At 67.6% G+C, this 17,249-nt stretch carries 18 protein-coding genes; 8 read left to right on the top strand and 10 right to left on the bottom strand.

Features of this window, described 5'->3' with window-relative positions:
- Genes ACT009_RS00500 through ACT009_RS00490 form a run of 3 tightly spaced genes read right to left on the bottom strand, consistent with a single transcriptional unit; the run spans position 1 to position 3,376 of the window.
- Positions 1 to 1,464, bottom strand: a complete 1,464-nt coding sequence (locus ACT009_RS00500) for a Wzz/FepE/Etk N-terminal domain-containing protein (protein ID WP_445192459.1) — start codon at positions 1,462 to 1,464, stop codon at positions 1 to 3.
- Positions 1,461 to 2,771 (bottom strand): hypothetical protein, encoded by a 1,311-nt coding sequence (locus ACT009_RS00495; RefSeq protein WP_445192458.1) that lies wholly within the window; start codon positions 2,769 to 2,771, stop codon positions 1,461 to 1,463. Before ACT009_RS00495 ends, ACT009_RS00500 begins: the two co-directional genes overlap by 4 nt.
- On the bottom strand, positions 2,768 to 3,376 hold the full coding sequence (locus ACT009_RS00490; protein WP_445192457.1) for a polysaccharide biosynthesis/export family protein: 609 nt from the start codon (positions 3,374 to 3,376) through the stop codon (positions 2,768 to 2,770). Before ACT009_RS00490 ends, ACT009_RS00495 begins: the two co-directional genes overlap by 4 nt.
- Before the next feature lie 195 nt (positions 3,377 to 3,571).
- On the opposite strand from ACT009_RS00490, the gene ACT009_RS00485 reads away from it, so the two are divergent.
- A complete protein-coding gene (locus ACT009_RS00485; protein WP_445192456.1) occupies positions 3,572 to 5,170 on the top strand; it encodes a tetratricopeptide repeat protein in 1,599 nt (532 codons plus the stop codon).
- Positions 5,167 to 5,952, top strand: a complete 786-nt coding sequence (locus ACT009_RS00480; RefSeq protein WP_445192455.1) for a WecB/TagA/CpsF family glycosyltransferase — start codon at positions 5,167 to 5,169, stop codon at positions 5,950 to 5,952. The genes ACT009_RS00485 and ACT009_RS00480 overlap by 4 nt, the downstream gene beginning before the upstream one ends.
- A gap of 27 nt (positions 5,953 to 5,979) precedes the next feature.
- Here the strand turns inward: ACT009_RS00480 and ACT009_RS00475 are convergent, their stop codons facing one another.
- Positions 5,980 to 6,822 (bottom strand): EpsD family peptidyl-prolyl cis-trans isomerase, encoded by an 843-nt coding sequence (locus ACT009_RS00475; protein WP_445192454.1) that lies wholly within the window; start codon positions 6,820 to 6,822, stop codon positions 5,980 to 5,982.
- A gap of 108 nt (positions 6,823 to 6,930) precedes the next feature.
- Here ACT009_RS00475 and ACT009_RS00470 point away from each other — a divergent pair, with 108 nt between their 5' ends.
- Positions 6,931 to 7,173 (top strand): XrtV sorting system accessory protein, encoded by a 243-nt coding sequence (locus tag ACT009_RS00470; protein WP_445192453.1) that lies wholly within the window; start codon positions 6,931 to 6,933, stop codon positions 7,171 to 7,173.
- Between the two features lie 63 nt (positions 7,174 to 7,236).
- Here ACT009_RS00470 and epsI read toward each other — a convergent pair whose 3' ends face one another.
- Together epsI and xrtV are read right to left on the bottom strand one after the other, a co-directional pair.
- Complete coding sequence (gene epsI / locus ACT009_RS00465; RefSeq protein WP_445192452.1) at positions 7,237 to 7,926, bottom strand: exosortase-associated protein EpsI, V-type; 690 nt, start codon at positions 7,924 to 7,926, stop codon at positions 7,237 to 7,239.
- Positions 7,926 to 8,930, bottom strand: a complete 1,005-nt coding sequence (xrtV, locus tag ACT009_RS00460; RefSeq protein ID WP_445192451.1) for an exosortase V — start codon at positions 8,928 to 8,930, stop codon at positions 7,926 to 7,928. The genes epsI and xrtV overlap by 1 nt, the downstream gene beginning before the upstream one ends.
- A 262-nt stretch (positions 8,931 to 9,192) precedes the next feature.
- Between xrtV and ACT009_RS00455 the strand changes: the two genes are divergently transcribed.
- Positions 9,193 to 10,071, top strand: coding sequence for a hypothetical protein (locus tag ACT009_RS00455; protein ID WP_445192450.1), 879 nt, complete (start codon positions 9,193 to 9,195; stop codon positions 10,069 to 10,071).
- 47 nt (positions 10,072 to 10,118) lie between these two features.
- On the top strand, positions 10,119 to 10,607 hold the full coding sequence (locus ACT009_RS00450) for a retropepsin-like aspartic protease family protein (protein WP_445192449.1): 489 nt from the start codon (positions 10,119 to 10,121) through the stop codon (positions 10,605 to 10,607).
- Between the two features lie 225 nt (positions 10,608 to 10,832).
- On the opposite strand, the gene ACT009_RS00445 is transcribed toward ACT009_RS00450, so the two are convergent.
- Positions 10,833 to 11,735, bottom strand: coding sequence for a PEPxxWA-CTERM sorting domain-containing protein (locus ACT009_RS00445; RefSeq protein ID WP_445192448.1), 903 nt, complete (start codon positions 11,733 to 11,735; stop codon positions 10,833 to 10,835).
- A gap of 167 nt (positions 11,736 to 11,902) precedes the next feature.
- On the opposite strand from ACT009_RS00445, the gene ACT009_RS00440 reads away from it, so the two are divergent.
- Positions 11,903 to 12,559: a hypothetical protein gene (locus ACT009_RS00440; RefSeq protein WP_445192447.1), complete on the top strand. Its 657-nt coding sequence runs from the start codon at positions 11,903 to 11,905 to the stop codon at positions 12,557 to 12,559.
- A gap of 20 nt (positions 12,560 to 12,579) precedes the next feature.
- Here the strand turns inward: ACT009_RS00440 and ACT009_RS00435 are convergent, their stop codons facing one another.
- Positions 12,580 to 13,050: a PilZ domain-containing protein gene (locus ACT009_RS00435; RefSeq protein ID WP_445192446.1), complete on the bottom strand. Its 471-nt coding sequence runs from the start codon at positions 13,048 to 13,050 to the stop codon at positions 12,580 to 12,582.
- A gap of 172 nt (positions 13,051 to 13,222) precedes the next feature.
- Between ACT009_RS00435 and ACT009_RS00430 the strand changes: the two genes are divergently transcribed.
- Positions 13,223 to 13,474: a hypothetical protein gene (locus ACT009_RS00430; RefSeq protein WP_445192445.1), complete on the top strand. Its 252-nt coding sequence runs from the start codon at positions 13,223 to 13,225 to the stop codon at positions 13,472 to 13,474.
- A 239-nt stretch (positions 13,475 to 13,713) separates the two neighbouring features.
- On the opposite strand, the gene ACT009_RS00425 is transcribed toward ACT009_RS00430, so the two are convergent.
- Positions 13,714 to 14,493, bottom strand: a complete 780-nt coding sequence (locus ACT009_RS00425) for a PEPxxWA-CTERM sorting domain-containing protein (RefSeq protein ID WP_445192444.1) — start codon at positions 14,491 to 14,493, stop codon at positions 13,714 to 13,716.
- A gap of 187 nt (positions 14,494 to 14,680) precedes the next feature.
- Entirely contained in the window at positions 14,681 to 16,000 is a 1,320-nt protein-coding gene (locus tag ACT009_RS00420) for an MFS transporter (RefSeq protein WP_445192443.1), read from the bottom strand.
- Between the two features lie 142 nt (positions 16,001 to 16,142).
- On the opposite strand from ACT009_RS00420, the gene cyoA reads away from it, so the two are divergent.
- A complete protein-coding gene (gene cyoA / locus ACT009_RS00415) occupies positions 16,143 to 17,246 on the top strand; it encodes a ubiquinol oxidase subunit II (protein WP_445192442.1) in 1,104 nt (367 codons plus the stop codon).
- The last annotated feature ends 3 nt before the right edge of the window (positions 17,247 to 17,249 follow it).

The raw sequence follows: 17,249 nt of genomic DNA, 5'->3' as shown, positions 1-17,249 counted from the left end.
TTAGCCGGCGAGACCGGGCTCGGGGTCGTCGTCGTCGCGGCGCCACGGCAACCGAAACCGACGGCCGCGTGGGTCGAGATTCGGCACGATCACGAGTGGCGGCTTGCCGATGATCTGCTGCAGCGAACCCACGCCGCGGATCGGCTGCATGATCAATTCGAGCAGGAAGGCGAGGACCACCCCGATCCCGAGCCCCGCGGCGATGCCGCCGAGGATCAACACCGGCCGGTTGGGCGAACTCGGCTGATCGGCTGCGACTGGCGGATCGATCACCGACAGGCGCTCGCCCTTCTGCTGCTCGCTGAGCTTGGCACTGCCGCGTGCGCCGATCAGGCTCGTCGCGACCGTCTGATAGTTTGCACGCAGACCATCGGCGCGCGACTGGAGCTGCGCGATCTGCTCGTTCACCGCAGGGCCGCGGGCCTGGGCGGTCATCACCGCACCGGTCCGTGCCTGCTCCGCGCTCTGCGCTGCGGAGAGGTTTGCGATCGCGGCGTTGTTCGATGCGATCTGCTGCTGGATCACCGAACCCGGGTTGAACTTCTTGTTGTTCGTCGCAGCGAAGCGCTTGGCTTCGGCGAGACGCTGTTCGGCCAGGCGGACATCGGGATGATTGTCCGAATAGACTGCCCGTGCACCCGCCAGCTGCGCCTCGGCACCCGCCACCGCCGGATCGCGATCGACCGCCGTCGCCTGCAATCGCAGCTGCGACTGAAGCTGCGCGTTCTCACGCTGGAGACCCGCGATCTGCGACTGGAAGCCGCCACTGCCACCGAGCATCATCGTGTTCGAATTGGACAGGACCATGCCGTTCGCGGCCTTGATCCCCGCGATCTGGCGTTCCAGCGCGGTGATCTGGGTCGACAAGCCGTTGGCCTGTTCTTGCAGGAACTCGACGGTGCCGGTCGCCTGCTGCGCGGTCTGTGCGGCGTCGAGGCGGACCAGCCGTTCGACGAAATCCTGCGCGACGAGCTGCGCCTTTTGCGGATCGGGATATTCGAAGCTCAGCGAAAAGGCGATCGTGTTCGATCCCTTGCCGTTGCCGCCTATATCGGCGCTGACCGGCGAGATGCTGGTCGACGACCGCATCTTCTCGATGATCTCCGACAGCGGCTTGTCCTGCCGCTCCTCGCTGTACAGATTGTTGTTCTCGATCAGCTCGATCAGGTCGGGACGGCTCAGCACCTGCTGGCGGACCTTCGCGATGCGCTTGTCGATCAGCCCGGTCTCGGGCGACCCCTCGACACCGGGCTGCAACTCGGGCGTCTCGACCAGCAACGTCGCGCTCGACCGGTAGGTCGAGGGCAGCAGGAACGCCGCCGCCAGGCCGGCGATCGTGCACAGCACCAGCGGCACGATGATCCACCAGCGCCGCTGCCACAGGATCGACGGCAAATAGGCGATGATCCCGCCGCCGCCGTCGCCGCCGGGGACATCCGTTTCCGTGCCATATGCGTCGTTCATTGACGTCCACCTACCGTCAGCGCGAGCCCGATGCGGCCGCCGAGATCCGCACTGGTCGGTACGCCAAGACCGTTTACGTCGCGATAAAGCGCCGTCGCGAACGCCGACAATCGCCGCGCGAGCTGCTGGTTCACCGTTGCCGATGCGTTGATGTAACCCTGATCGCGGCCCGACGTGTCGGCCGGCGACACCGAGATGCCGTTCGATACCCGCTGGTAGCTGGCATTCGCCGACAGGCTGGTGCGCTCCGCGAGACGATAGGAATAATTCGCACTCACGCTGGTCTGGTTGCGCGCGCCCCCGAAGGCGCTGACGCTCGGCTGACGCGCGACGAGCAGGCAGAAATTTCCGCGCTCGCTCGATCGGCACAGGGATCCGTTCGCCGACGGCGTGACGTTGCTGCTGAACCCGTCGTCGACATAGCTGACACCGACCGCGAGATTGAGCGACCAGCGCTCCGCCAGCAGCCTGCTGTAAGTCACCTGCGGATTGACGAAGCGCGAGCTCGGCACCCGTGCATAATCGACGACCGTGCCCGAAACCTGGAGCCCGACCGAGCTACGCTCCGAAAGGCTGCGCGTATAGCCGGTGTTGACGCCGTAGGAGCGCGAGCTGATCGCCAGGCCGCTGCTGTCCGGATAGGAATTGCGCGACACGTTGGCGCCGAAGTTCCAGCTCGATACTTCGCTCGGCCGGAAGCTGCCGAAGATGCCGGCGTTCAGGCTGTTGCGACGCTGGCGCAGGCCGATCAGCCCGATATCGCCACCGATCACGCCCGGATCGATGATGACCGGGTTCGTCGGCACCGGCACCACTGGCACCGCGCCGGTCGTGCCACCGGTTACGGGGTCGGTCCCGACACCGCCGATACCGCCCGCCCCCGTTCCGATCGTGCCCGGCAGGATCACCGGCGCGTTCGAGAACGCGCCACCCGCGCCGAGGATCTGGCTGTCGTAGCCGGCGAACACGCCGACCGACGTGCGCGTATTGATCGCGTGGTTGGCGCTGACGTTGACGCCGTAACCGTCATTGGCGTCGTAGCCGTTGAAATATTCGGTGCGGTTGTAGAAGCCCGAGATCACGCCGCTGTCGGTGTCGTCGATGATGTCGAGCCGCGGCGTCACCGTCACCTGCGCATTCGCGGACCCCTTGCTGTCGCCGCGACCGAGGAACGGGTTGCTCGAATAGCCGCCGCCCACCGTGACGGTGGCGGAGGGCACCAGGTTCTGCGCCGCGACGGCGCTCGGCAACGCACAGGCGGCGGTCGCGACCGCACCGATCAGAAGATGCTTGCGCACCATTGTCATGGCATGATCACCGTGTCGCCGCTCTGCAGCTCGGGAAAGCCGTTCGCGGCCAGATCGCGCGAGCTCGGATTGCCCTTGATGGCATCGTTCAACCGGACCCGCATCGTCACCAGCGAGCCGTTCTGCTTGCGTAGGATGAGCACATTGGAGGTATCCGCGAACTCGCCGGGGCCGCCGGCCATGCCGACCGCCTCGAGCACATTGACATACTTGCCCGGGGTGAAGACGCCCGGCGACCGGACCTTGCCGATCACCGAGAACTGGAACCCGCTCGGGTTGCGCACCGACACCGTCACCTGCGGCACCTGGTCGCGGAACTGCGCCGACAGCCCCTTGGTGATCGCGGTCTCGATATCGGAAGGCAGCTTGCCCGCCGCCTCGACGCGCCCGACCAGCGGGAAGGAGAAGCTGCCGTCCGGCAGGACGCGGATGCCGCGCTGCAAGCGCTCCTCGCCCCAGACATAGACCTCGATCTCGTCGCCCGGGTTGATCCGATAGGCGGGGAGCTTGTTCGCCCCGCCCTGCTGCGCCACCGCCTGGGGGATGGCAACCAGCGATCCCGTTGCGCTGGCCAGCACCGCCGCGCACGCAATTGCCACCTTCATTGTGTATCCCCCGAAAGCCTACTTCATAGCGGATGTTGCTTTAATCGCGCTGGCTTGCAAAAGCCATATGCTTAGATGCTGCATAGCGGCAATTTCGGGACGCCTGTGGTTTCCAGGATCATCGCCGGACGGTTCGATGCGTCGCCGAAGGGCGGATCGAGACGGCAAGCGACCGAATAACAGGACGATGGCGAGATGACGACCATGACGAAGCCGCGCCGCCGCCACCCGCACATCCGGCTGGCGGCGATCGCGCTCCTGCTGGCAACCACCGGCTGCGCCTCCAAGCAGGAACGCGCGGCGAACGCGATGAACGAAGGCGTCCAGCTCGCCGCGGCAGGGCAGTATGCGGCGGCGGCGGAGAAGTTCAACCTCGCGGTCAGCCTGCGCGACGACATCCCCGCCTTGTGGATCGCGCGCGCGCGCAACCAGGTGCAGCTGAAGGATTACGGCGGCGCCTTCTCCTCGTATCGCAACGCACTCGATCAGGATCGCACCAATCGCGAGGCGCTGGACGCGGTGTCGCAGCTGGCGCTGGCGACCAGCGATCTCGACCTCGCCAAGGACTATGCGACCCAGATCCTCGCGCTCGATCCCAACGACGTCAACGCGCAGCTGGTCAGCGGAACGATCTCCTATCGGCTCGGACGCCTGGACGAGGCGATGACGACCGTCGACAAGACGCTGGCGCAGGACGCGACCAACGAAGCCGCACGCGTCCTGAAGAGCCGGATCCTGCTGCGCCAGGGCGATGACGCCGCCGCACTCGCGCTGATCGCACCGATCTTCGCGGCGGGCGGCGGCAGCCCCGATCTGCGCCGCCAGCTGGTGTCGATCTACGAACGCACCGGCGACGGTGCCGGGCTGGCGCGCGTCGCGCAACGCAACGCCGGCGAGCAACCCCGCGATCCCACCACCCAGATCGAATGGGCGCGCCAGCTGATCCTCACCGGCCGCGTCGCCCCGGCGGCGGGCGTGCTTGCCGCGATCCACCGGATCGATCCGAGCGATGCGACCCGCGCGCTGACCGTTGCGATGCTGCTCGACGCCGACGTCGCTGGCGCGGACACCGCCCGGCTGTTCGCCGGCGCCAATGCCGAGCCGAGCCTCGCGGTTGCGCTGGCGCAGCACGCGCTCGCGGTCCGCGATCCTGCCACTGCGGTCGCGCGGCTCGCGCCGCTCGCCGCGGCGCGCCCGCTCGATGCATCGACGACCGATCTGCACGCCGCCTATGCGCTGGCGCTGGCGCAGATCGGTCGCGGACCCGATGCCGCGCGGCGAGCGGCCGCAATACTCGCGATCGACCCCGCCGAGCCGATCGCGCTTGCCGCGCGCGCGATCACCGCAATCGGCGCCCGCGACTACGACGCCGCGATGCGCGATGCGCGGGTGGTGGCGCGCGACAATCCGGGCTCCGCCAACGCAGTCGCGTTGCTCGCGCAGATCTACCGGCTGCGCGGCGACCAGCTCGCGGCCGAGGCGACGATCAACGGCGCGTACAACGACAACGAAGAGGATTCGGCGTTCCTCGCGCTCTATGTCGCGCAGGCACTGGGCAGCAGCAAGGCCGCGGACGTGCAGAGCGAAGTCCGCGCCTTCACGATTCGGCACCCCGCATCGGTGCTCGCCTGGCGGCTGCGCGCGCAGCTCTGCGCCGCGTTGAAGGATGGCGCCTGCGTCTCGCGATCAAGGGCGCTGATCGCGCGACTTCACGGCCAGCAGATCGCGCTGCCCCCGGTCCCGCCCGAGGAACAGACCGCCGAACGCGATCAGCGGACCGCGGCGTCGCAATGACCCGCTCTGCCCGTCGCGACTATCTCGGAATCGCGTTCGATCCGCTGCCGCTCGACGAGATCGTCGCGACGCTCGACGCGCGCGATCCGACGGCGCGGTTCGCCTATCTCGTTACGCCCAATGTCGATCACCTCGTACGATTGCATGGCGAGCATCGCGCCGATCGCGAGGCGATCTGGGCGGCGTACCGCGAAGCGGACTGGTGCACCTGCGACAGCCGCATCGTTGCAGCGCTGGCCCGCCGCGACGGGGTCGACCTGCCGGTCGCACCGGGTAGCGACCTGACGATGATCCTGCTGACCGAGGTCGCGCGCGCCGGCGACCGGATCGCGATCGTCGGCGGCACCGCGGAGACCGCCGCGGGGCTGCGCGCAAAGCTGCCCGCGCTCGACATCGTCCATCATGCGCCGCCGATGGGGCTGCGCACCGACCCCGCCGCGCTGGCGAACGCGGCGGCGTTCGTCGCCGCGACCCGCGCGCGCTTCACCTTCCTCGCGGTCGGATCGCCCCAGCAGGAATTGCTCGCCGCCGCGATCGCGGCGCGTCGCGATGCCACCGGGATCGGCCTGTGCGTCGGCGCGGCGGTGGAATTCGTAATCGGCGAGCGCCAGCGCGCACCCCGGATCATGCAGCGGCTGAGCCTGGAATGGGCGTTCAGGCTCGCCGCGGAGCCGCGCCGCATGTGGCGCCGCTATCTGGTGACCGGCCCTCGCATCTTCCTGCTCGCACGCCGGCACCGTTACGGAACGGGGCGCAACGAGGGGCGCGCACCGGGCGATTGACCCGGCGCGCGCTCCTCATCGGCCGGCTTACTTCGCCGCTGCGCCACCGCCGACCGCAGCGGTCGGGGTGAAGCCCGGCTGATATTCGATCTTCGCCGCATCGCGGGCCTGCTTGACCTGCTTCTTGGCGATGTCGGACACCGCGTCGCGACGGATCGCCTGGGTGGCGAGCTGCCGCGCATCGTCGCCTTCGAGCGGCTGGACGCGCTTGTCGGCGATCACGCTGACCACGACGCGACCACCCGACGCGAGCACGAATGGCTCGGTGGGCGGCAGTGCGCTGATCTGCTTGATCAGGCCAGGCGGGGTCTGCGCGCTGTCCATCGCGCCCTTCTGACGACCGAACTTGATCCCCATCTGCGTGAGCGTCGTCGCGACCTCGTCCAGGCTGTGATCGGCTTCGAGCGCCTTCAGCTTGGTGCGATCCTCGGGCGCCGGAAATTGGATCTGGTCGAGCGCATAGATGGTGCGCTGTCCGAACATCGCGGGGTTGGCAGCGATATAGCGATCGACGTCGGCGGTCGACGGCACCGGCACGTTCTTGGTGACCTGCTTGCCGAGCATGCTGATCATCAGTTCGTCGTTCAGCCGGCGCTGCTGCTGCAGATATTCCGGATCCTTGTCGATCCCGCGCTCACGCGCCTGCTGGACCAGCAGCTTGCGGTCGATCAGCCCCTGCAGCGCGGCGGCCTGGACCGCCTTCTTGTCGCCACCCTGGGCACCGGCGCGCTGCAGCTCGCCGTTGAGCTCCGACAGCGACACTTCCTCGCCATTGACCACCGCCACCACCTGGCCGGTCGCCGCCCGCTTGCAGCCCGACACGGTCAGTGCCGAAGCCAGAAGCAGGATCGTCAAAGTTTTCGATTTCATAACGGCCTTTCACTAGAACCCATCGTCCACTAACCGGGACGCCGCGGCATGGTCGGAAGTCGCGTATAAATCGTTACAACCCCGCGGGGACATTGGGAAGGAAGTCTGATGCAGACAGTCTATGATTGGGTCACGGTGGCGTTCTTCGCCGGCCTTGTCGTGTTGCTGCTCCAGCGTTCGATCGGGCCCGATGAGAGCCGTGACTCCCTCTATCATTATATAGTTCCCGCAGGCGGTTGCGCGGTGACCAACTATCTCGGCAACAATGGCTACGATGCCTTCGCGATCCTGACCTTCGTCGGCGTCATCGCGTACACGATCTATTTCCTGAAACCCTTCGCGCGGGCCTGATCGGGCCCGTCGATCGGGTTGCGTCGCAAGCGACCCGATCGACTCGGCAGCCGCCGGGCTGCCTCAGTGGGGACCGATCAACAGGGTGCGGGCCTGACGATCGACCGAGCCGACCAGCGTCCGCACGAAATCCTGCAGCGTCTTCATCGCCTCGTCACGATCGTTGCCGATCACCGAAACCCGCGCGAGCATGCCGTCGGGGATGTACCCCTTCAGGTTCGCCTTCGCCATCATCAGCCGCTGGTCGAACCAGCGAGTCGGCACGTCAGGCCCGACGCGGGTCCAGTACAGGATGAACTCGCGCCGCGCACCGCGATCGGCGATCAGGAACCGCGCTGGCAGCGTGAACTTGTCGTTGATCTTGACCTCGGTCGGCTCGTTGTCGAGGATCGCAAAGCCCGACGCGGGATAGCAGACCTCGGGCCGATGGACCTGGAGCCGACCTTCCTGGATGCTGCTATAGGCGAGCACCATCATCACCGGATCGGCATCGCCCGACGCGTAGGTGCGCGTCAGCAGCTGTTCGTACAGCGTGCGCGACAACTGGTCCTCGGGCGGCAAAATCAGCCCCGACGCGGTCAGGTAGCTCCACGGCCCGATCGTCGTCGGGAACATCGCGGTGAACGATTTCTCGGTCAGCCGCGGCATGCTCCGCTTGGGTACATACAATTCAGACAGCGCGACCGTGCCGGCCAGCGCCATGCCGATCATCATCTTGCGCCGCGACAGCGGATCCTGTGCCGACGAGGCCATCAGGCGGCCTCCGTCCGCGATCCGAATCGGTAGAGCAGCGCGCCGACGATCCGGTCGATCAGGAAGATCATCAGCACCGCGACGACGAACATGAACAGCCCCGCGAATTCATGGAGGAATCCCTGCGCCACCGCCTCGCCGCCATAATAGGTCAGCAGCACCAGCATCAGCACCCGGATGAAGTTGGCGAACACCGCGATCGGGAAGATCGCCATCACCAGGATCAGCGTGTAGCGCCAGCTCGCATTGTGCCGCAGGTAGACGTAGAAACTGCCGATCGCGGTCAGGCTGATCAGCGAATTCAACCCTGCGCAGGCGGCGGCGATCAGCAGCTCGAACTGGCCGATATAGATACTGACGCCAGAGGTCGCGACCGGATAGCCGAGCGCCGACAACAGCCCGACCACCGTCTTCGAGATCGCCAGCTTGATCGGCTGGGTGCCGACGTCGATGAAGGTCTCCGGGATCGGGATCAGGAAGATCGAATAGAGGATCGGGAACCACAGCACCTTCAGCACCGGAACTCCGCCGACCGCGTAGAGCACCGCGATGATGCTGAGATAGGCGGCTAGGCCCCGCACCTCGAGCAGGCCGGTGATCCGCGACGCGGCGTAGAGCAGCAGCAGCGGCGCGAGCAGCAGCACGGCGCGCCACGCGGGCGGCGGCACCGCGGCGGCGGCGGCCTGCCGCGCACTGCGCGCGAAGATCCAGATCGCGGTGGCGAATACGATCGGCGCATGCGCGGCGGCGTCGGTGCCCCAGCCGCGCGACGCGAGGTCGAGCAGCGTCGGGATCGCGAGCGCGGCGATGCCGAGCCAGAAGATCGGATTGGCGCGGAACGAATGCCAGATCGCCAGCCCCATCTCGCGCCAGGACGGCGTCGTGACGTCGCGGGCGTCGATCGGCGCGGCGCGCGGAGTCACCGCCGGCGGCGCGTCGGTCGCGGGCGCCATCCCGGACGACTCATCGGTCGCCGTGTTCTTGGTCGGGATGGTGATGTCCATGATCGATGAAGTGACTAGCCCGCAGCGGTTAAGATCGTCCCAAGGGCGTATGGCCGAGGCCGCGTCATCCGCGACAGCAACAAGGACATGCGAGACGCATTGCGCCCGCCGATCCGGCATCCACCCCCTGCCGATCCCATATAAGTCGGCGCCATGCTTGGCAACTGATCGGGCGCAGCCTCGCTCCCGAACCGGGACGGGCCCTGTACCCCGCCCGCCGGCACCTATAATGACGGCGGGAGAACGCGGGAACGGGGGCGGCATGACGAGCGCACGACAGGGCAGCGACGGATCGATTCGGCCCTGGCCCTGGCCCTGGACGCGGCGATTGCGGCTGCGTCACGTGCTCGCCGCCTGGAGCATCGCGGTGGCGCTGGTGCTGCTGTGGCAGTTGCTGGCGTATCGCGGCCTGATGGCGCTCGCCGCGGAATGGGAATTCGACGCGTTCGGGCGCTATTATCCCGCGCTGACCTATCTGCTGTTGGTCATCCTGCTCGGATCGCCGATCCTCTGGCTGCTCCGCGGCCGCGCGGACGAGGACCTGCCCGGCCGCACCTTCATTCGCGCGCTGCTCGGCATCGCGATCGGCTGCGCGGTGGGTAGCGCGATCGCGGTCGCGACGGTGATCGCGCAGCCCGCCGACAGCGGCAATCCGTCCCGCATCGTGATCGGGACACCGAGCGCGGACGGGAAGGTTACCGGCGCCGCGACGCTCGTCGGCGACGTGATCGAGCAGCGGGTCGCCGGATTGAGCGAGAACCTGTTCGTCGCCCGTCGATCGTTCCGGTTCGCGCCGATCGTGTCGCCCGGCAACCGCGGCGGCGGCGAGACGGTGCGCTATTTCGTCGAGATCGACGGCCGCAACACGCTGGCCCGCGCGCGCACCGACGGCGCGCTGCGTGGTATCCTCAAGCCTAAGGCATTGCCCGGCGAGCTGGTCCGACTGTTCCGCTACGCCGGGACCGACGTCGCGCGCGATTACCAGGTGCTGTTCGCCACCCGCGACAGCCTGACCTGGCCGTACCGGGTGATCGCGGTGGAGCTGCTGCTGGTAGCGCTGCTCTGTGCGATCGCGGCGTTCGGACTGCACCTCCACCGCGAGCGACGCCGGCAAGCGGGCGGCAAGATACTGCCGGATTAACCAAGATCCGCCACCTGGATTTCAGGACTGCCGGCTAATCTTTGCCGATGTTGAACATTCTCAAGCCCCTGACCCCCGCCATCGTGGCGATCATCGGCTTCGTGTCGCCGAGCGGCGGCGAGCAACCCGCCCGCGTGACGCCGGCCGTCATCGCACCCGCCGTGGAAGCGTCGTCGGACAACGTAACGCGAGCGCACAAGGAAGCCGACGGCCTGTTCTACGTCATCGCGCACGTCAACGGCACACCGATCCGCTTCGTCGTCGATACCGGCGCGAACGTGGTGGTCCTGACCGGCAGCGACGCGCGCCGTGCGGGGGTGACGAGCGGCGTCGGTTCCGAACGGATCGAGACCGCCGCGGGCGGTTCGACGATGCGCTGGGCGATGCTCGATCGCGTCGATCTGGCGGGCAAGCGCCTCACCGCCACCCGCGCAGCGGTGGTCGAGGACGGGCTGAAGATCTCGCTGCTTGGCCAGAACGCGCTGTCGCAGATGAAGTCGGTCACGCTGGTCGGCGAACGCCTGGAACTGCGCTGACGGGCAGATCTCGTCCGCACGCATGACGCTGCACGCAATTCACGCCGTCATCCCCGGACCCTTCGACTTCGCTCAGGAGAGCCTTGTTCCGGGATCCACCGTCCCGCAGGAGCATGCGTCGTCAATGTCGCGGGTCGGAGGATCCCGGAACGTGTCCGGGGTGACGGGCTTAGTTGATGGCGTGATGCTTCTCGCCGGCGCCTTTCCCAACGGCAGGCAAAATCGTCACCGGCTGATTGGCCGCAGCGTCTTGCCCGGACGCCACCGCATCGCCCCGCCGACCAGCGCGAAGCCCACCAGCAGCATCGTCCAGGTCGACGGCTCCGGCACCGGGGTGACCGGATCGGCGCTCGTGGCCGGGGTTTCGGTCGTCGGCAGCGGCTCGGACGTCTCGAACGGGTCGGGCGAGGTCGTCGGCCAGTCCTCGGGCGGCGGCTGGAGCATCGGCCCTTCCACGATCGGCGGCTGGTAGGCGACGTCGATCGGCGCGGGCTCGCTGCCGGTCGGCGCCGGCACGGTCGCCACGTCGCCCGGGATCGGCGTCGTCGTTGTGGGAGGCTCGGTGCCGGTGGCAGGCGCGGGTGTTTCCGCAGGGGTCGGAGCCGTGGCAGCGGGCGCGCTGCCCCCCGCCCCGCCACCGGCCGCACCACCGCCGCCACCACCCGCACCGCCGCCGACTCCCGAGGCATAACCGCCACCGGTGCTGGCATAGACCGGCCCGGGCAGGCTGCCGACCGGCGCCGGCCCGGACAGGCCCAGCGCGTCTGCCGTGAGTGGCAGCGCATCGATCGGCACCACGGGGCCGGCAAAGCCGTCCTCCTCGGGCATGCTGCTGCCGCCGAGCGTACGGCGGCGCGGAGCGAGCGGCAGGGTTGCGCTGCGCACCGGGGCGAAGTCGCGGGCGAGCACGTCGCGCGGCACCCAGCCGAACCGCTTCAGCGATCCGACCGGCGGCGGCGACAGCGCGAGCGCACCGAACGCCTTCGGATCGCGCGAGCCGTCGACGAATAGCGCGCGTTCATTGCGCGCGACCAACGCCCCCAAGGCGAGGACCATCGCCAACCCGCCAGCCACCAGCAACTGGACGCGACGCTCGCGAAAGCGCAGCGCCACTGTCGTTTCCGTCATGTCGAAACCCCCCGGTTCACATCCATATAGGCATAAGCGCGGCCGATTGGCGCGCGGTTCGCGACAGCCTGCGCCCGCGCGCTTGCTTTTGCGCGGGCGGCCGGCAAAAATGCCACAGCCCGGGCATCCTCGCCCGTCGGCTCGACGTCACGAGCGCGGGGGATGCGATGGGTTCCGGGGTCAGGCTGCCGCGCGCACGGCACATGCTCGCCGCACTGGTGCTGGTGTTGCCCAGCTGCACCGGCACGCCGATCGACGACGACGGCCGTATCGTGCGCGCCACCCTCGCGCTGCTGGCCGAAGGGCGTACCGACGACGAACCGCTCTGCGTCGACGATCGTACCCGTGGCGAGCCGCTCGCGATCTACCGCACGATGCGCGCGCAGGCCGCGGAGGGCGACCGTCATTGGCGCCATCCCGCGCCGCTCCGGGCGCTCGGCCCGGTCTCGCAGCGCGCGTTGTTCGAGGATGCGATCGGCCGCAACCGGCTGCGGATCGCGGAGCCGCAGTCCACCGCGGCGGCGCTGCCCGCGACCGACCAGCGCCGGCTTGACGCCTCCGCGACCTCGCTCGCCCTGGTCGGCCAAAGCGATGCGGTGACGATCGGCGTTGCCGAGGCGGTGCCCGGCGTCTCGGCGCGCTGGTGGCTGTTCAATCGCCTCCGCGCGGGCTGCGAGCGCCGCTACCTGCTGTCGCGGGTAGTGCGATCGGGAAGCTCCGGCTTCGTGACCGTGACAGCGGACCATTGGGGCACGACCTACGCGGTCGAGCGCAACGGCGGGACGTGGCGCGTCGTCGCGCAGTGGAACAGCTGGCTCTACTGATCCGGCGCTATCGGCGCGGCTCAGCGGAGCACCGCATGCGCGACCGCCCCGATCGCGACCCAGGGCGCGACCGTCGCGACCGCCAGGATCGGACCGCGCAGCCGACGGATACGCTGTTCGAACGGATCGAGCGCGGGATCCCCCGCGATGCCGGCCGGAACGGTGCCGAAATCGGCATGGACGATCGTCTCGACGGTCTGCGCGCGCTCGATCTCGGCGACCGCGACGGCGGCGTCGAACTCGCAGCCATAGCTGCTGCCGCTGCGCCGCACGACCCGCGCCTCGCGCCGGCCGATCCCGGAGATCCCGACCGAGATCGCGTCGCCGAGCGACAGCGCCTCGATCGTCGTCATCCGGAAGCCGCCCGCGGACAGGTCCTCGATCAGGATGTCGACCGGGCGCTGGTCCGGCTTGCGCAACGTCGCGTCGAGGCTGACCGGCTGCCGATCGGCGGTGCGTTCGTCCCGGTAGAGCTTTGCCGCCAATGCCATGTCAGTTCCTAAACGCCTCTGCGGCGGTCATGCGCCGGATCAGGTTAGGACGGCGTAAACGTCACGAGGCGCCGACGCCGGCGATCTGCGTCAAATCGGAACAGCAGGCGGCGGCGGAGGCGATCAGCACGGGTGAAACTGGTTGCGGCAGCGCTTACCACATCAGTCGATCATGACGCCCGTTACCATCCCCAAGCCGATCGAATGGACCGCCGAGGCGACGCTGTTCCGCTGCGAGGACGGAACTGACTGGCGCGGCGTGCTGTGCGGCCAGCTCCACACGCTGGTGCAGGCGATCGCCGCAGCGCATGACGATCCCTGGAACTTCTACATCCAGACGGTGGATGGCGCGCAGTTCGTCGGCAACGAGATCCACCTGCTCGCCCGCGACGCCACCAGGCCCCTGCCCGACGGCGATCGCTGACGGCGGGGCAGCGGTTTCGCTGCCCGGTTGACCTGCTCACGTCACCCCGGACCTGATCCGGGGTCCCGCTGAGTCGCACGAGCAAACGCCCGTTGCTTTCGCCGCCAAGCGTCACCCCGGATCAGGTCCGGGGTGACGAAGGAGGGGATGCGGCGCTCCCATTCCATTGATCCCGCACCAAGCAAAAGGGGCCCGGACCATCTCGGTCCGAGCCCCTTTCCATACCCGGATCGTCGCGCTCAGCCGGCGGTCGCGATGCGGCGGACCTTGTCGGTGAAGCGCTGCTCCGACGTGCGGATCGCGCGGCGCATCGCCACCCCGACCAGCGCGAAGCCGGCGAGCATCAGCGCCCAGGTGCTGGGCTCCGGCACCGGTGCGACGGTCTTCAGCGTCACGCCGCCCAGCTTGAAGCCGTCGATCTTGTGGTCCGCATTCTCGAAGTTCGCGCCGATCAGCCAGAAATTGCCCGCCGCGGTGCCGAGATCCAGCGCCCGCGATCCGCTCGACGCGTTGCCGAGCGCGTCGGCGCTACCGGCGAACAGTTTCGCAAGCGCCTTGCCATTGGTGTCGTCGAAGGTCAGCCCCTGGTTCCAGACGCCGGCGAGCGTCCCCCATGCGACCGTCGCATCGCTGTCGGCGACGCGGTTGAGGCCGACCTTGAAGGTATTGAACACCGCCGAGGTGAGCGACACGGTCTGGTCGAACTGCAGCAGGATGAAATCGACGCGGTTCTGGTTGTCGACGACATGGGTGTTGAGCAGGCCGAGTTCGTCGCCCGACGTCACGCCGAGGCCCGAACCGTAAGCGCCGAGAAACGAATCGCGCACCGTGCTGCCGTCCCAGCTCCACGCAGTTGCGCGGACGTTCACCGTCTGCGCAGCGTCGGTGTAGGTGCGCGCGTTGCCGTCCTTACCGATGATCGCAGAGTTGCCCGTGAAATTGATCGTCACCGGTGCGGCGATCGCCGGAACCGCCGTAAAAAGTGCCGCAACCGCGATCGCACCCAACATCTGCTTCATTGTTCGTCTCCCTCTTGAATGATGGAGACCTTATCGAGATGAACGATATGTTCATCAATATCGTATGAACGAGACCTAGTCTCTCCTCGGAACAATAGTTGGTTAATTAACGGCCGTTCATCATCTTCGGTGACGGATATGGTGACTTGGCGGAATGACGGATCGCTAACAATATAGTTAACCCGTTTCACGTCCGATTCGCGAGTTCCTTGTTGATACCGAGCGCAAGCAGCGTCCCGATCGCACCCGACAGCAGGTACGCACCCGCCGCGACCAGCCCGAACCGGCTCGCCAGCACCAGCGCGACCAGCGGCGCGAAGCCCGCGCCGACCAGCCAGGCGAGGTCCGACGTCAATGCCGCACCGGTATACCGCCGCGCGGTCGCGAAGTTGGCGGCGACCGCACCCGACGACTGCCCGAAGGCGACACCGAGCAGACCGAAGCCGACGATCATGAACACCACTTCGCCGATCTCGCCGCCATCGAGCAACTGCGGTGCGAAGCCGCTGAACACCGCGATACCCGCGGCCGATGCGCCGAGCACGTAGCGGCGCCCGACCCGATCGGCGATCAGCCCCGACGCGATCACCGCGAGCACCCCGACGAAGCCGCCGATCACCTCGATCACCAGGAACCGCGCGACCTCTTCCTTGGTGAACAGATACACCCAGGACAGCGGGAACACCGTGACCATGTGGAACAGCGCAAAGCTCGCGAGCGGCGCAAAGGCGCCGATGACGATGTTGCGCCAGTCGCTACGGATCGTGTCGACGACACGCGACGGCTCGAGTTCGCGGCTCTCGAACAGCGCGGTATAGTCCGGGGTCGACACCATTCGCAGCCGAGCGAACAGTGCGACGACGTTGATCGCGAAAGCGACGAAGAATGGATAGCGCCAACCCCAGCTGAGGAAATCCTCGGGCGACAAGGTGGTCACGAAGAACGCGAACAGCGCGCTCGACACGATCAGCCCGAGCGGCGCGCCGAGCTGCGGGATCATCGCGTACCAGCCGCGCTTGTTCTCGGGCGCGTTGAGCGCGAGCAGCGAGGCGAGTCCGTCCCAGGCGCCGCCGAGCGCGATACCCTGCCCGATCCGGAACAGCGCCAGCAGCACCGCGGCCCAGCTGCCGATCGTCTCGTAGCCCGGCAGGAACGCCACCGCCGCGGTCGATCCGCCGAGCAGGAACAGCGCGATCGTCAGCTTGGTGCCGCGCCCCAGCACCTCGTCGACCCGCAGGAAGATGAGCGACCCGATCGGTCGCGCGATGAACGCGAGCGCGAAGATCGCGAACGAATAGAGCGTGCCGGTCAGCCGATCGACATAGGGGAAGATCAGCGCGGGAAAGACCAGCACCGACGCGATCGCATAAACGAAGAAGTCGAAGAATTCCGACGTACGGCCGATCACGACGCCGATCGCGATTTCGCTCGGCGCGATGTCGCCGTGCCGCGCGTTGATGGCCCGCGCGTCGCGTTCGGCATTATGGGAGGCGGTCTTGGCGGTCATCGGTCACGTCTTTCTCAACGCCCCGGATCCTGGGCAACGCGGATCCGCGGCTCGCGAACAGTCTATGCCCTCCCCGGCGCGCCGTCGACATTGGACAAAATGTCCACTGTCGCTGCACCGCAGCAGAGCCTAATTACCGCTCATGCCAGCCATCGGTTCCCCTTCGCGCCTGTCCGCCGCCGTCCGCGCTATTACGGTGCTCGCCTTGGCCGCCTCGCTCGCCGGGTGCGACATGGTGGTCATGAACCCGATGGGTGACGTCGCGCTGCAGCAGCGCAACCTGGTGATCATCGCGACGGTGTTGATGCTGCTGATCGTGGTGCCCGTGATTGCGGCGACCGCGCTGTTCGCGTGGCGATATCGTGCGAGCAACGAAACGGCGCGCTACGAGCCCGATTGGGATCATTCGACCCAGCTCGAGCTGCTGATCTGGGCGGCGCCGCTGCTGATCGTCATCTGCCTAGGCGCGGTGACCTGGACCGGCACGCATCTGCTCGATCCCTATCGGCCGATCGGTCGGCTGTCGAAGGGGCGCCCCGTTCCCGCCAACACCAAGCCGCTCGAGGTGCAGGTCGTTGCGCTCGATTGGAAGTGGCTTTTCATCTACCCCGAATATGGCTTCGCGACGGTCAACGAGCTTGCCGCCCCGGTCGATCGTCCGATCCGGTTCAGGCTGACCTCGTCGTCGGTGATGAACGCCTTCTACGTGCCGACGCTTGCGGGGATGATCTATTCGATGCCGTCGATGGAGACCAAGCTCCACGCGGTGATCAACAAGCCCGGCAATTACGAGGGCTTCTCCGCCAACTACAGCGGCGCTGGCTTCTCGCACATGCGCTTCCGCTTCCACGGGATGGACAATGCCGGCTTCAACGCCTGGGTCGCGCGCAATCGCGGCGCCGGCGGCACGCTCACCCGCGCCAACTATCTGCAACTCGAACGTCCGAGCGAAAAGGTGCCGGTGATGCGCTTCGCCTCGGTCGCGCCAGGCCTGTTCGACGCGGTGGTCAACCAATGCGTCCGTCCCGGAACTACCTGCATGGCGGACATGATGCGCCATGACGGCGGCGACACCGCGGCGATGAAGCATAGCGAAGAAAGCGGCACTCCCAAAACGCCGCAACCGCAATCCCCGCTGACCACCGGCAATGCCGGCGGCGCACCGCCTGCCAGTCCGGCGCAAGCCAAGCAGCGCAGCCCGATGGCGCCCGAGAAGTCCACCGTCCCCAAGCAGAACGTTCTCTAGATG

The organism is Sphingomonas sp. Tas61C01 (assembly GCF_052567495.1).
Note: the sequence above shows the minus strand (reverse complement) of the source record. Positions and strands in the feature narration are given on the sequence as shown.